This window comes from Micromonospora echinospora (assembly GCF_014203425.1).
In the GTDB taxonomy this organism is placed as follows: domain Bacteria; phylum Actinomycetota; class Actinomycetes; order Mycobacteriales; family Micromonosporaceae; genus Micromonospora; species Micromonospora echinospora_A.
The window spans coordinates 5580292-5594703 of the sequence record NZ_JACHJC010000001.1 but is presented as its reverse complement, the minus strand read 5'-3'; the positions used below and the strand labels follow the sequence as shown (position 1 = coordinate 5594703).

The 14412-nt window shown below is 74.0% G+C and carries 13 protein-coding genes; 8 read left to right on the top strand and 5 right to left on the bottom strand.

Going from position 1 to position 14412, the window contains the following annotated elements; genetic code table 11:
• The first annotated feature begins 18 nt into the window (after positions 1 to 18).
• Positions 19 to 1197, top strand: a complete 1179-nt coding sequence (gene coaE / locus FHU28_RS24930) for a dephospho-CoA kinase (RefSeq protein ID WP_184686839.1) — start codon at positions 19 to 21, stop codon at positions 1195 to 1197.
• A 56-nt stretch (positions 1198 to 1253) separates the two neighbouring features.
• On the opposite strand, the gene FHU28_RS24925 is transcribed toward coaE, so the two are convergent.
• Positions 1254 to 2825, bottom strand: a complete 1572-nt coding sequence (locus tag FHU28_RS24925; RefSeq protein WP_311773646.1) for a hypothetical protein — start codon at positions 2823 to 2825, stop codon at positions 1254 to 1256.
• A 347-nt stretch (positions 2826 to 3172) separates the two neighbouring features.
• Between FHU28_RS24925 and uvrB the strand changes: the two genes are divergently transcribed.
• From uvrB to FHU28_RS24905, 4 genes are all read left to right on the top strand, one after another.
• Entirely contained in the window at positions 3173 to 5278 is a 2106-nt protein-coding gene (gene uvrB / locus FHU28_RS24920; RefSeq protein WP_184686838.1) for an excinuclease ABC subunit UvrB, read from the top strand.
• A gap of 25 nt (positions 5279 to 5303) precedes the next feature.
• Positions 5304 to 6137: a helix-turn-helix transcriptional regulator gene (locus tag FHU28_RS24915; RefSeq protein ID WP_184686837.1), complete on the top strand. Its 834-nt coding sequence runs from the start codon at positions 5304 to 5306 to the stop codon at positions 6135 to 6137.
• Positions 6138 to 6161: 24 nt separating this feature from the next.
• Positions 6162 to 6530 (top strand): VOC family protein, encoded by a 369-nt coding sequence (locus FHU28_RS24910; RefSeq protein ID WP_184686836.1) that lies wholly within the window; start codon positions 6162 to 6164, stop codon positions 6528 to 6530.
• A gap of 95 nt (positions 6531 to 6625) precedes the next feature.
• Complete coding sequence (locus tag FHU28_RS24905) at positions 6626 to 7522, top strand: DUF5753 domain-containing protein (RefSeq protein ID WP_184689885.1); 897 nt, start codon at positions 6626 to 6628, stop codon at positions 7520 to 7522.
• A gap of 173 nt (positions 7523 to 7695) precedes the next feature.
• Here FHU28_RS24905 and FHU28_RS24900 read toward each other — a convergent pair whose 3' ends face one another.
• Complete coding sequence (locus tag FHU28_RS24900) at positions 7696 to 7989, bottom strand: antibiotic biosynthesis monooxygenase family protein (protein WP_184686835.1); 294 nt, start codon at positions 7987 to 7989, stop codon at positions 7696 to 7698.
• A gap of 415 nt (positions 7990 to 8404) precedes the next feature.
• Between FHU28_RS24900 and FHU28_RS24895 the strand changes: the two genes are divergently transcribed.
• Positions 8405 to 9403, top strand: coding sequence for a TerC family protein (locus FHU28_RS24895; RefSeq protein ID WP_184689883.1), 999 nt, complete (start codon positions 8405 to 8407; stop codon positions 9401 to 9403).
• A 60-nt stretch (positions 9404 to 9463) separates the two neighbouring features.
• Here FHU28_RS24895 and FHU28_RS24890 read toward each other — a convergent pair whose 3' ends face one another.
• The gene (locus FHU28_RS24890; RefSeq protein ID WP_184686834.1) at positions 9464 to 10372 is read right to left on the bottom strand and encodes a C40 family peptidase; all 909 of its coding nucleotides are present in this window, start codon (positions 10370 to 10372) and stop codon (positions 9464 to 9466) included.
• A gap of 59 nt (positions 10373 to 10431) precedes the next feature.
• On the bottom strand, positions 10432 to 11529 hold the full coding sequence (locus FHU28_RS24885; RefSeq protein WP_184686833.1) for a mandelate racemase/muconate lactonizing enzyme family protein: 1098 nt from the start codon (positions 11527 to 11529) through the stop codon (positions 10432 to 10434).
• 44 nt (positions 11530 to 11573) lie between these two features.
• Here FHU28_RS24885 and FHU28_RS24880 point away from each other — a divergent pair, with 44 nt between their 5' ends.
• Entirely contained in the window at positions 11574 to 12371 is a 798-nt protein-coding gene (locus tag FHU28_RS24880; protein WP_184686832.1) for a tyrosine-protein phosphatase, read from the top strand.
• 4 nt (positions 12372 to 12375) lie between these two features.
• Here FHU28_RS24880 and FHU28_RS24875 read toward each other — a convergent pair whose 3' ends face one another.
• Positions 12376 to 13242 (bottom strand): serine hydrolase, encoded by an 867-nt coding sequence (locus tag FHU28_RS24875; protein ID WP_184686831.1) that lies wholly within the window; start codon positions 13240 to 13242, stop codon positions 12376 to 12378.
• Positions 13243 to 13315: 73 nt separating this feature from the next.
• On the opposite strand from FHU28_RS24875, the gene FHU28_RS24870 reads away from it, so the two are divergent.
• Complete coding sequence (locus tag FHU28_RS24870; RefSeq protein ID WP_184686830.1) at positions 13316 to 13981, top strand: class I SAM-dependent methyltransferase; 666 nt, start codon at positions 13316 to 13318, stop codon at positions 13979 to 13981.
• The last annotated feature ends 431 nt before the right edge of the window (positions 13982 to 14412 follow it).

Here is a 14412-nt window from a genome sequence, read left to right as displayed (position 1 = left end):
ATCCGGTTGACTGTCCGGGTGCTGAAGGTGGGGCTGACCGGCGGAATCGGATCGGGCAAGAGCGCGGTGGCGAGCCGGCTCGCCGCGCTGGGCGCGGTGATCGTCGACTCGGACCGCATCGCCCGCGAGATCGTCGCGCCCGGCACCGACGGGCTGGCCGAGGTGGTCGCGGCCTTCTCCGAGAAGATCCTGGACGCCGACGGGGCGCTGGACCGGGCCGCCCTGGGCGCGCTGGTCTTCGGCGACGAGGCCGCCCGCCGCACGCTCGAAGGGATCACCCATCCCCGGGTACGCGCGCGCAGCGCCGAACTGGTCGCCGCCGCTCCCGCCGACGCGATAGTCGTCAACGACGTGCCGCTGCTGGTCGAGGTGGGACTCGCGCCGACGTACCACCTGGTGGTCGTGGTGCAGACGGCCGTGCCGACCCGGATGGCCCGGCTGACCCGCGACCGGGGCATGGCCGCGGCGGAGGCGCAGCGGCGCATCGCCGCGCAGGCCGACGACGCCACCCGCCGCGCGGTCGCCGACGTGCTGCTCACCAACGACGGCACGCTCACCGAGCTGCACGCCGCCGTGGACGCCCTCTGGCGGGACCGCCTGGCACCCTACGAGCGCAACGTCCGCGAGCGCCGCGCCGTGCCGCCCGACCCGGCGGCGCTCGCCGGCCCGGACCCGACCTGGCCCGAGCAGTACGCCCGGCTGGCCGCCCGGATCCGCCACGCGGCCGGCGGCGACATCCGGGTCGACCACGTCGGCTCCACCGCGGTGCCGGGGCTCGCCGCGCCGGACGTGATCGACATCCAGGTGACCGTCTCCTCGCTGGACGAGGCGGACGGCCCGCTCGCGCAGCGGCTGGCCGATGCGGGCTTCCCCCGGCTGCCGGGCGAGTGGTGGGACGCGCCCCGCCAGCCCGAGCCGGCGCGCTGGGCCAAGCGGCTGCACGGCGGCGCGGACCCGGGGCGTCCGGTGCGGCTGCACCTGCGCGAGGCCGGCTCACCCGGCTGGCGGCACGCGCTGCTGATGCGCGACCACCTGCGCGCCGACCCGGCGCGGCGGGGCGACTACCTGCAGGTGAAGCGGGATCTGGCGGCCACCGCGCCGGAGCGCGCCGCGTGGGGCACAGTCAACGACCCGTGGTTCGACGAGGAGCGCCTGCGCGCCGAGGAGTGGGCCGCGCAGACCGGCTGGCGCCCCTGACCGCACTCCCGCCCCGCCGCGTCCCCGCACGGATCCGGCTCGCGGCGCCGGGTGGGTCACCGCGACGTCGGGGCCGGTGAACCGGCGGGCACGCGGCCCGGCGCGAGGTCGAGCCGGACCCAGACGCCGGACCCGGCACGCAGTTCCAGCCGGTGCGGCAGCCCACCCCGGTCGAGCCACCAGCGCCTGCCGCCCGGCACCTCGACGACGTCGACGGCCCGGTCGGCGAGCCGGTCCTCCCGCACCCGGACGGCAGCGCCTTGCGGCGCGTGCACCGCGGCCCGCAGCGCCGCGTCGAGCAGCCGGTCCAGGTCGTCGCCGGGCGGGCGCGCAGGCGCCGAGAGCAGCGCGGCTGGTACCGGCGTCCGGGGCGTCGCCGGCCCGTCGGGGGACCGGTGCACCTCGGCCACCCGGCCCGGCCGGGCCCAGCGCAGGGTGCGACGGCCGCTGTCGTCCTCGATCACCACCAGGTACGCCGACGAGGTCGTCCAGCTCAGCGTGCCCGTACCGCGCAGGGTGGCGGACGGGCCGAGCGGGGCGGTCGCGGTCACCGCCGCGCCGCCGACGGCGCGTAACCGGGCGGGCAGCGCGGCCAGCCGCTCGGCCTCGTCGTCGGTGAGGTCACGGGGCTGCCCGGGCCGGCCACCGAGGGCGTCCACCGGGTGCAGCGTGGGCCGGTCCGCGCGGCTCAGCTCGACGGTGACCGGGGTGCCGTCGGCCAGCCGTCCGGCGAGCCGGTGCAGGCGGGCGTCCGCGTCCAGCCAGAGCGTGAGCCGCGGGTCGCCCGACACGGGGAGCGGCGCCTGGAGCACGTCCACCGGCACACCGTCGACGCTGTCGTGACGCAGCCACCGGCCGTCCGTGCCGGGCGGGTCGACCCGCGTGGCGCCCAGCCCGATCAGCAGGTCGCGTACCGCGCCCAGGCCGTGCCCGCCGGCCGGGTCCCGCATCCGCCACCGGTCCGTGGGCGGCACCAGCGGGGGCCGGGCCGGCGTGGGGAGCGCCGCGGGGTCGGGGCGCACGAGCAGCGCGGACGTGGTGGCCTGGGCCAGGCCCCGGTCGGCGCCCGCGCCGGGACCGCCGACGTCCAGGTAGACCAGGGGACGGGCCCAGTCGATCCAGCCGACCAGTTCGGTACGAGCGCCGCCGGCGCCCACTGTGATCCGGACGCCGGCGCGCACGTCGCGCAGGTTGGTGACCCGCAGCGCGGCCACCCGGTCGACCTCGGCCGGGGTGAGCGGGCGGGCCGTCCCGGCCGGTTCGCTCCGTCCGGGTACCCAGGCCAGCAGCGCGGCGACCAGGGCCGTCGCGGAGATCACGGCGGCGCCCGCGAGCGCGGCGAGCATGATCCGCCGGTGGCCCGGCCCGTCCGGTGGGTCGTCGGCGCCGTCCAGTTCCGGGTCGCCTCCCGGCCGGGCCGGGAGAGCGGGGGAGCGGCCGAGGCCGGCCTCGGCGCGGCGGCGCCGGCCGGCCACGGTGGCGGGCCGGGCCGGTGAGCTGGTGCGGGCGCGGCGGTGCCGCCGACCGGGCTCACGGGGCACGGCCTGGTCGCCGCCCCCACGGGCGGTGAGCCGGTGGGGACGACCCGCGCCGCGCGGCCGGCCGGCGTCGTCAGCGGGCAGGGGCACGCCGGTGTCGGGTTCGTGTCGCGGCCGGCGGTCGGGAGAGGTCCCCACGAGTGGAAAACGCGAGAGCGGGGTTTCGGTGACGAGCAGGGGCGCTCGCGGCGGCCGGTCAGCGCCTGCGCGCGACCACCGTCGGCGCGCACGCCGGTCGACCCGGGTGCTGCGGCCCTGGCGCCGGGGGCAACCGGGCCCCGGAAGGGGGCGGTCGCCGGCCCGGTCGGCCGCCGCGAGCGGCCTACGGTACGAGGGTAAACCCGTGAGATGAGCCACACAATGGGAATATCGAAGCTGATCAGGGACGGTCCGTGGTCGTGGCCGAAGTGTCGGACCTCGGGCGTACCGTTGGTGGCATGGCGCTCGACATTCCCCGGCTCGACGGCCGCTTCCAGGTCGTCAGTGAGTTCCAGCCGGCCGGTGACCAGCCGGCGGCGATCGACGAGCTTGAGCGTCGCGTGCGGCGCGGCGACCGCAACACGGTGCTGCTCGGCGCGACCGGCACCGGCAAGAGCGCCACCACGGCGTGGCTGGTCGAGCGGCTTCAGCGGCCGACCCTGGTGCTCGCCCCCAACAAGACCCTCGCCGCCCAGCTCGCGAAGGAGTTCGGCGAGCTGCTGCCGCGCAACGCGGTGGAGTACTTCGTCTCCTACTACGACTACTACCAGCCCGAGGCGTACATCCCGCAGACCGACACCTACATCGAGAAGGACTCCTCGGTCAACGAGGAGGTCGAGCGGCTGCGGCACTCGGCCACCATGTCGCTGCTCACCCGGCGGGACGTCATCGTGGTCGCCACCGTCTCGGCGATCTACGGCCTGGGCACGCCGGAGGAATACCTCGAGCGCGCCGTCCGGGTCAAGGTGGGGCAGGAGCTCGACCGCGACCGGCTGCTGCGGCGGCTGGTCGACATCCAGTACACCCGCAACGACATGGCCTTCCAGCGCGGCACCTTCCGGGTCCGCGGCGACACGCTGGAGATCATCCCGGCGTACGAGGAGCTGGCGGTCCGGATCGAGCTGTTCGGTGACGAGATCGAGAAGCTCTACTACCTGAACCCGCTGACCGGCGACGTGGTCCGCGAGGTCGACAGCTTGATGATCTTCCCGGCCACGCACTACGCCGCCGGTCCGGAGCGGATGGAACGGGCGATCCGCGACATCGAGGCCGAGCTGGGCGAGCGGCTGGCCGAGTTGGAGCGGCAGGGCAAGCTGCTGGAGGCCCAGCGGCTGCGCATGCGCACCACCTACGACATCGAGATGATGCGCCAGGTGGGCTTCTGCTCCGGCATCGAGAACTACTCCATGCACATCGACGGCCGGCTGCCCGGCAGCCCGCCGCACTGCCTGCTCGACTACTTCCCGGACGACTTCCTCACAGTGATCGACGAGTCGCACGTGACGATCCCGCAGATCGGCGGCATGTACGAGGGCGACGCCTCCCGCAAGCGGATGCTCGTCGACCACGGCTTCCGGCTGCCGAGCGCCGCGGACAACCGGCCGCTGCGCTTCGACGAGTTCCTGGAGCGGGTGGGCCAGATGGTCTACCTCTCCGCCACCCCCGGCCCGTGGGAGCTGGAGCGGTCCCAGGGCGAGTTCGTCGAGCAGGTGATCCGCCCCACCGGCCTGATCGACCCCGAGGTGGTGGTCAAGCCGACCAAGGGCCAGATCGACGACCTCATGCACGAGATCAAGCTGCGCACCGAGCGGGACGAGCGCGTGCTCGTCACCACGCTCACCAAGAAGATGGCCGAGGACCTCTCCGACTACCTGCTGGAGAACGGCATCCGGGTGCGCTACCTGCACTCCGAGGTCGACACGCTGCGCCGGGTCGAGCTGCTGCGCGAGCTGCGCAAGGGCGACTACGACGTGCTCGTCGGCATCAACCTGCTCCGGGAGGGTCTCGACCTGCCCGAGGTCTCCCTGGTGGCGATCCTCGACGCCGACAAGGAGGGGTTCCTGCGCAGCGGCCGGTCGCTGATCCAGACCATCGGCCGGGCGGCCCGTAACGTCTCCGGCCAGGTCCACATGTACGCCGACAAGATCACGCCGTCGATGGCGAACGCGATCGACGAGACCAACCGGCGCCGGGCCAAGCAGATCGCGCACAACGAGGCGAACGGCATCAGGCCGGAGCCGCTGCGCAAGAAGATCCACGACATCCTCGACGACATCTACCGCGAGGCGGAGGACACCGAGAACAGCAACGTCGGCGGGGCCGTGCGGCAGCTCTCCCGGGGCAAGGCGCCGGTGAAGGAGACGCGCAGCCGCCGCGGCGCCGCGGGGACCCCGTCGCGCGAGGGGATGGCCCGTGCCGACCTCGCCAACCTCATCCAGGAGCTCAACGACCAGATGCTCGCCGCCGCGCGGGAGTTGCAGTTCGAGCTGGCCGCCCGGATCCGGGACGAGGTCGCCGACCTCAAGAAGGAGTTGCGCGGGATGGACGCCGCAGGGGTCCGGTGACCGGCGCGACGGCCGGGGCGGCGCGATGCTGACCGAGGCCGTCGTCGCGCGCCCCGACCCGCGACTGCGTCAGTGGGTGGACCGCTACCTCGGCTACCGCGAGGACGTGCCCGTCCCGCTTGCACGCCGGGAGGTGGCGGGCGCGTTCGTGGTGCTGATCCTCGGCTGGGGCGACCCGCTGGACGTCACCGATCCGCGTGACCCGGCCCGGGGCGCGTACGGCACGAACGCCTTTCTGGCCGGTCCGTTCGACGGCTGGTGCGTTACCCGCACCGTGGGGACGGGCACCGGGGTCCAGGTGCTGCTGACCGCCCCGGCGGCTCGCCGCCTGCTCGGGCTGCCGCTGGCCGACCTGGCCAACCGGGCGGTGCCGGTCGACGCGGTGGCGGGCTGGCTGGTCCGGCTGCGCGACGAGCTGGCCGGAGCGCGGGACTGGCCGCAGCGCTTCGCCCGGCTCGACGCCGTCCTTGCCGCGCGGCTGGCGGAGACCGCGCCGGTGGACGCGTACCTGCTGGCGGCCTGGCGGCGGCTGGCCGGCGAAGGCGGGGTGGGCGTGGCCACGCTGGCCCAGGAGCTGGGCTGGTCGCGCCGCCACCTGTCGGTCCGGTTCCGGCGGGAGTTCGGCCTGCCGCCGAGGACCGTCGCCCGCCTGCTGCGCTTCGACCGGGCGTACGCGAGCCTGGGCCGCACCGTGCTCACCGCGCCCGCCGCCGTGGCGGACGAGACCGGCTGGGCGGAGCGGGCGGCCCGGTGGGGCTACTACGACCAGTCGCATCTCATCCGTGAGTTCCGCGAGTTCGCCGGGGCCACCCCGGCTGCGCTGGCCGGGCCGGGATCCCATTCGTCCAATCCGGCCTGACCGGCCGCCCGGCAGACTGGCGGCATGCAGAGCGTTTATCCCGTCTTGCGGTATCCCGACGTACGAGCAGCAGTCGACTTCCTCTGTTCCGCCTTCGGCCTCACCGTGCGTGAACTGCACGAGCTGCCCGACGGCACCCTCGTCCACGTCGAGCTGGAGTACGCCGGCGACCTGGTGATGCTCGGCCCGGGGCCGGCGCCGCAGCCCCGCCCGGCCGACGACGACTACCGCGTCTACCTGGCGATCGACGACGTCGACGCCCATCACGAGCGGGCCCGGGCGGCCGGCGCGGAGATCGTCCGGGCGCCGTTCGACACCGACTACGGCTCCCGTGACTACATCGCCCGCGACCTGTCCGGCGTGGTCTGGTCGTTCGGCACCTACCGCCCCTGAACGACTGGCGCCTACTTCGCGCGTGGTAGCGCTGTGTGGGTGAAGTATTGCCGAGCGTGATGGTCATGCGTACGCTCCTCCCCTGGGAGGCGTGCATGCCGTTGTCAGCAAGTCCCGTGGTCCGGAGGGCGCGGCTCGGTGTGGAGCTGCGCCGGCTGCGCCGTCGCGAGTCGCTCACGCTGGAGCAGGTCTGCGTCCGGCTGGGTTGGGCATCCACCTCGAAGCTGTCCCGCATCGAGCTGGGGCAGAGCCGGCCCGACCTGGCCGACGTGCTCGACCTGCTCGACGTCTACCAGGTGCCGTCACCGCAGCGGGACGAGTTGATCGTCATCGCCCGGGACGCCGCCACCGGACGCGGCTGGTCCCGGGCGCTCGGCGAGATGGGCGAACGGCAGCGGGCGTACGTCGAGCTGGAGGCGGGCGCCGAGCGCATCGTCGAGTACCAGTGCGCGCTCGTGCCCGGCCTGCTCCAGACCCCGGCGTACGCCCGGTTGCGTGTGTCGGCGGGCGCGGCGCTGACCGGCGACGTCGACGTGGAGGCCGAGGTCCGCGCCCGCGCGGCGCGTCAGGAGCTGCTGATCCGGCCGGACCCGCCGCACTACACGGCGTTGATCGACGAGCGGGTCTGCGACCCGGACGGCCTGCCCGGTGACGTGTGGCGCGACCAGATGCGGCATCTGCTCGCCCTCGCCGAGCGGCCACGCGTCAGCGTCCGGCTGCTGCCCGGCGCATCCTGCGGCGACGGCCCGCACCCGCTCGCGCCGTTCTCCTACTACGCCTACCCCGATCCGGCGGACCCGCGCACCGTGCTGGTGGAGACGCTCACCACCGACGTGCGCCTGGTGTCCGAGACGGACGTGACCCACTACGAGCGGGTCATCGAACTGCTGCTCGCGGTCGCGCTGCCACCCGATGCCACGGCCGAGTTGGTGGCCCGGCGGCTGGGCGCAGCGCCGGTGCCCCGTCAGCGCGATCCGCACGACCTGGGCTGACCCGTACGACCTGGACTGACCCGTACGACCTGGACTGACCCGTACGACCTGGACTGACCCGTACGACCTGGACTGACCGGCGCGACCTGGCGCGACCACCGGGCCCGGCGCCCCCGATGACCGTCGGGGCCGGTGGCCGCGCAGCGCGCAGGCTACGGCACGGGTACGACAGTTCAGGCCGGGACGTCGGTGAAGTGCTCGACCAGCGGCGGCCCGGCGAAGTACGGGCCGATCAGCCCGCGCCACTGCGCGAACCGTTCGGTCTGGCGGAAGTTCACGTCGTGCGCCTCGACCGAGTCCCACTCGACCAGCAGGACGAACCGGGAGGGCGACTCCACGCCCCGGGTCATCCGCACGGAACGGCAGCCCTCGGCGCCGGCGAGGATCGGCCGCGCCTGCGCGTAGGCGGCGGCGAAGTCGTCCTCGTTTCCGGGCGTCACATCGATAAGCGCGACCTCAAGAACCATGCCCGCAGCCTGCCATGCCACCCCGCCGGAGGGTACGCCCCGGGGGAGATCCCGTCCGGGGCGAGGCTCCCCCGCGACTTCGTCCCCAGACTGATGGGCTAGCCTCCTAGGACGCGCTGCGAGACGTGAGGCAGCACACGTCACCGAGCCGGACGACGGCCCGGAGATGCGGCGCATGGGTGTGATGGTGAACAATGGCGGCCGAGGAGGGGAGTATTCCCTCGCGGCGGAGTCGTCAGCACGGAAGAGCCCCCGGTACCCCCACGGTGGCCCGACCCGGCTCCGTCGGTCGGAACCGGCTACCGGGCTCCGGCGGAAGAGACCTCCGACAGTCACCCCTGTCAGCGTCGACGCACCCCGGCACCCCACCCGGCGTACGGTGTGCCCGACGCCGCGTGTCTGCCGGAGGATGGATTTGAACGTGTCCGCATTGGTGTGGGCGGTAACGCTGATCGCGATGATCGCGGTCCTGCTCGCCGACCTGTTCATCATCGGCCGGCGACCGCACGAGCCCAGCGTCCGCGAATCGAGCCTCTGGGTGGGCTTCTACGTCGGCCTGGCACTGGTCTTCGGCGCGGTGCTCTGGCTGACCTCGGGCGCCGGTGTGGCGGGCGAGTTCTACACCGGCTGGCTCACCGAGTACAGCCTCTCGGTGGACAACCTCTTCGTCTTCGTCATCATCATGGCCCGCTTCGGGGTGCCCCGGCAGTACCAGCAGAAGGTGCTGCTCGTCGGCATCATCCTGGCGCTGGTCATGCGCGGCGGTTTCATCGCGGCCGGCGCGGCGCTGATCTCCCAGTTCTCCTGGGTCTTCTACATCTTCGGCGCGTTCCTCATCTACACCGCGGTGAACCTGGCCCGGCAGGGCGAGCCGGACGAGGACGAGTTCAGCGAGAACCTGCTGATCCGGTGGAGCCGCCGGGCGCTGCCGCTGTCCCGGGACTACGACGGGGCGAAGATCACCACCCGGGAACACGGGCGGCGGCTCTTCACCCCGATGCTGATCGTGATGATCGCGATCGGCACCACCGACCTGATCTTCGCGCTCGACTCGATCCCGGCGATCTTCGGCATCACCCAGGAGCCGTACCTGGTCTTCACCGCGAACGTGTTCGCGCTGATGGGGCTGCGGCAGCTCTACTTCCTGCTCGGCGGCCTGCTGGACCGGCTCATCTACCTCAGCTACGGGCTGGCGGTGGTGCTCGGCTTCATCGGCGTGAAGCTGGTGCTGGAGGCGCTCGCCGACAACCACCTGCCGTTCATCAACGGCGGCGAGCCCGTGGGGTGGGCCCCGCACATCCCGATCTGGCTGTCGCTCACCGTCATCCTCGGCACCCTGGCCCTGGCCACTGTGGCAAGCCTGGCGAAGTCGTCGCGGGACCGGCGACGGGAGCTGGTCAAGGCCCCCCGCTGACCGGATCACCATCCGCTGGGCGTCCTCGTGCCGGGGGCGCCCAGCGGCGTTTCCGGAAGGTCAGACGCGGTGCGCGCCGACGAGTGTGGCGACCCGGTCGGCGGGCAGCTCCTCCTCGACCACCCGGCGGGTCAGGTAGCAGGCGTGCAGCATCCGGCGCCGGCCGCTGTGCGGCTCGGCCGACACGATCCCGACGTGGTGGACGCGCCGGCCGGGCCGCGCGAAGAAGTAGAGGTCACCGGGACGCTCGTCGTCGAGCGCCACCGGCGTCGTCGCGTCCGCCTGGTCGTCGGCGTCGCGGGGGAGCGAGATCCCGTACCGCCGCCAGGCCAGGTGGACCAGCCCGGAGCAGTCGATGCCGTCGGTGGACAGGCCGCCCCAGACGTAGACCAGGTCGCGCAGCCGCTCGGCGACCGCGAGCACCTCCTTGGCCTCGGGGCGTTCGGCCGGCAGCGGCACCAGGTCGCCCTCCGGGGCCCACAGCGGGTCGGCCCGACCCGGTACGCGGACCGGTCGCCCGCCGTCCACCGGTCGCCCGGCCGACGCGAGGCGGGTGCCGAGCACCACTCCGCTGAGCGCCGCAGCGCCGCCCGGCGTGACGCGCAGCGTGGTGTGGGCGACGTCGACGGTCAGCGCGGCGTCGACCGGCTCGGCAGCGGTCAGGTGGGCGGTCCGCACCCAGCCCGGGTAGCCGTCGGCGCCGTGTTTCGCGGCGGGCTGCCCGAGCGCCACCACCCGGGTCCAGCCGTCCGTCCGCGTCTCGGTGACCCGTACCCGCTCGCCGAGCAGCAACTGGGTCAGGACGCAGTCGTCGACCTGCTGCTCGCGGTCCATGCCGGCGATCCAGGCGGCGATGTCGGGGGAGTCGGCGAGAGCGGGCCGGTCGATCGGGCGCACCGCGTCGGGTGCTGTCCACAGGGTCGCCACCGGCACCCGTACGACGGCCTGCCGGCACGGTTGAGGCGCCACGCGCGTACCCCTCTCTGCAGTGGTTCTCCGGGCGACCCTATGAAAGATTCTGCCGCCGTTCAACCATGTGACTGAATTTTAGCTTCACGTAGGCCGGTGACGCCGAGCCCCGGCGCGTCCGGCAGCAGCACGCTCGCGCCCTCGTACCGGATGCCGCCGGTGACCGGCGACCAGGCCAGCCACCACGCGGCGTCGAGGTCCGACACCGCCGTGGTGCCGTAGGCGGCGACCAGGCTGGCGGCGGCGCCGACCCCGACCGGCCCTTCCATCATCGAGCCGACGATGGTGCCCATGCCGTGCGCGGCGGCCAGGTCCAGCAGCGTGCGGGCCGCTTGCAGGCCGCCGCACTTGGCCAGCTTCACGTTCACCATGTCCGCCGCGCGCCGCCGGATCACCTCGACCAGGTCACGCGTGTCGAAGACGGACTCGTCGGCCAGGATCGGCAGCCCGACCCGGTCGCTGACCCAGGCCAGTCCGTCCAGGTCACGGCGGTGCACCGGCTGCTCGACCAGTTCGACGTCGAGCCCCGCGTCCTCGATCGCGCGGATCACCCGGACCGCCTCCCGCGGCGTCCAGCCCTGGTTGGCGTCCAGCCGGATCCGTACGTCCGGCCCGACCGCGGCCCGCACCGCGCGGACCCGGTCCAGGTCGCCGCGGGCGTCGGTGCCGACCTTGAGCTTGAGCACCCCGAACCCCTCGGCGCCGCGCCGCGCCGCCGTCGCGGCCAGGTCGACCGCGTCGCCGGCGGCCAGCGTGACGTCCGTCGGCACGCGCAGCGCCGTGCCACCGAGCAGGCGCACCAGGGGTACGCCGAGCCGCCGCGCGGCCAGATCGTGCAGCGCCACGTCGAGCGCCGCCTTCGCCGACTCGTTGCCCACCACGGCGCGACGCAGCAGCGCGCAACCCGCCTGGAGGTCGTCGGCGTCCCGGCCGATCAGCAGCGGCGCGAGCAGTTCGCGTACGCACGCCTCGGCGCCGGCCACCGACGCGCCGGTGACCTGCCAGACCTGCGGCGACTCACCGAAACCCGAACGGCCGTCGCCGTCGATCACCTCCACGACCAGCGTGTCCACGGTGGTGGTACGGCGCAGCGCGGTGACGAACGGGGTGTGTAAGGGGGCCGACAGACGGTGGGTGCGTACCGCGGCGATGGTCATGTGGGGCACCCTATAGCCAACTGGCGGCGAGCAGGGGAGGGCCGATGACCGGGCGGGAATGGGAGCTGGTTGGTGCGCCGAACGCGCGTGACCTGGGCGGACTGCCGACGACCGACGGGCGGCGGGTACGCGCCGGACGGCTCATCCGCACGCCCGCGCTGGGCCGGCTCACCGACGAGGACCTGCCGGTGCTGGGCAAACTCGGCCCGGCCTGCGTGGTGGACCTGCGCGACGCCCACGAGCAGGCGGTGGCACCGCCGGACCGGCTGGCCGGTGCGCCCCGCGTGGTGCATCTGCCGGTCTACGACGCGGCGCATCCCGTGTTCACGTACGTCTCGGCAGTGCTGCAGGGCCACGACCTGAACGCCTACGCGGCGCTGGCCCGGGAGGGCATGCCGGGGGCGATGACGGCGATCTACCGCTGGTTCGTCACCGGCGAGTCGGCGCGGGCCGGCTTCAGCGCGGCGGTGCGGCTGGCCGTCGAGGACGCGAACCTGCCGCTGCTGTTCCACTGCTCGGCCGGCAAGGACCGCACCGGCTGGCTGTCGGTGGTGCTGCTGACCGTGCTGGGCGTGGAGGAGGAGGCGATCCGCGCCGACTACCTGGTGCACAACGAGCTGACCGAGAGCCTGCGCGAGGTGCTGCTGTCGGCGATGATCCGGCGCCGGCCGGACCTGGACCCGGCGGCGGCGCGGCCGCTGCTGGAGGTGCGCCCGGAATACCTGGACGCCGCCTACGACGAGGTGCGCCGGGCGCACGGCTCGTTCGAGGCGTACCTGCGGGACGGTCTGGGGGTGACCGACGCGGACCGCGCGGCGCTGCGCGAGCGGCTGCTGGAGTAGCCGGTCAGCCGGCCAGGTCGTGCCGGGCGGCCCAGACCCGCTCGGAGACGTGCGCGATCAGCCGGCAGGCGTCGTCCTCCACCTCGTCGCCGTCCGCGCCGCCGTCGGCCAGGTCGGTGGTGGTGCAGACGACGATCGTGTACGGCGGCGCGTCGTCCGGGAACACCACGCCCGCGCCGTGGCGCACACCGCGTACCCAGCCGTTCTTGTGCGCGATCCGGGTGCCGTCGGGCAGCCCGGCGGCGAGGTCCTCGCGGTGTTCCTGGGCGGCGAGCACGTCGAGCATGGCGGCGCAGGCGGACGGCGAGGCGAGCGGGCCGGGCCGGGTCGCGCCGAGCGCCAGCTCGCCGAGCAGGGCGGCCAGGTCGGCGGCGGTGACCAGGTTGTCGATGCCGGAGTCGCGGGCGGCGAAGTCCTCGATGCCGCGGCCGGTGACGCTGTGCCGGGCACCGGCGAGCCTCCACGCCTGCGCCACCGCGGGCAGCCCCACCTGGCCGATGCAGATGTTCGTGGCCAGGTTGCTGGACCGGACGATCATCCGCTCGGCGAGCCAGCGCAGCGGCGCGTCCCCGCCGACCCGGTCCCAGACCGCCTCGTCGTTGTCGTAGTCCCGGGCGTTGGCGAACCGGGGCGCGCCCGGCAGCGCGGAGTCGAACGAGTTTCGCACCGGCACCGGCGCGTCCAGGTCGAGCCGGCCGGCCTCGGCGGCGCGGAACAGCGCCACCAGCACGGCCAGCTTCATGGTGCTCGCCGCGTAGTGGGTGGCGTCGGCGCGCCGCGTCCACGTGGGCCGCGCGCCGGGGCGGCCCACGTACGCGGAGACGGTGCCGGGCACCTTGTCCAGGTGCGCGTCGAGCTCCTCCCAGGTCATGGGGGCACCGTAGCCGATCTTCGGGGTCTACGCGGGACAGCGGTGACCATGGGCGCGGGGCTAGCGTGCGGAGATGACGACCCCGTTGTACGACGACATCGCCGACTGGTACGAGGAGTACGCCAGCGAGACCTCGTCGGTCTACATGGACCGGATCCGGTCGGTGCTGGCCGGACTGCTGGGCGAGGGCCCGGGCCGCTGCCTCGACCTGTGCTGCGGCACCGGCGCGCACGCGGCCGAGCTGCGCCGTCTCGGATGGACACCGGTGGGCGTGGACCTGTCCGGCGGGCAACTGCGCCACGCCCGGTCCCGGCTGCCGGTGGCCCGGGCCGACGCGACAGCGCTGCCGCTGGCCACCGGCGCGGTGACAGCAGCTGTGTGCGTACTCGCGCACACCGACATGCCCGACTATCCGGCCGCGCTCGCGGAGGCGGCGCGGGTGCTGGCGCCCGGCGGTCGGCTGGTGCACGTCGGGGTGCACCCGTGTTACGTCGGTGCGTTCGCCGACCGGTCCGAGCCGGAGCGGATCGTCATCGACGGCGGGTACGCCTCACGGGAGCACACGCTGCGGTCGTGGAACGCCGTCGGGGTGCGGGCGCGTGTCGGCGCCTGGCACCTGCCCCTGGCCGACCTGCTCAACGCCGTGGCCGCGGCCGGTCTGGTGGTGACCCGGGTGGTCGAGTCCGGCTCCGGCCCCGTGCCCGACGCCCTGGCGATCGCCGCCACCAAACCCCGCTGACGCCCCTTTCCCGTCATCCTCCCGGCCTCGCGCAGATGCCTGCGCCCGCGCTCACCGCTGCCGCGTCCGCTTCCACCGCTGCCAGCTGCGCTCGCACCGTTGCCGCGTGCGCTCCCACTGCTGTCGGCTGCGCTCGTCCGCTCCCACGTCCGCTCCCACCGCTGTCGGCTGCGCTCGTCCCGCTGCCGCGTCCGCTCACCCGCCGACCTCCCGTTCACCGGGATATCGCGGCCACATCCCGAGATCCACGTAGACCTTGGTAGGAATCGGCCCCTGGAGGGGCCATTTCGTACCAAGATCTCGCGCTTCTCAGTCGATCATGAGGTTGGCGGCGGTTGCGGAGATCGAAATCGCCGCCAACCTCATGATCGGCAGGGCAGGGCAGGGCAGGGCAGGGCAGGGCAGGGCAGGGCAGGGCAGGGCAGGGCAGG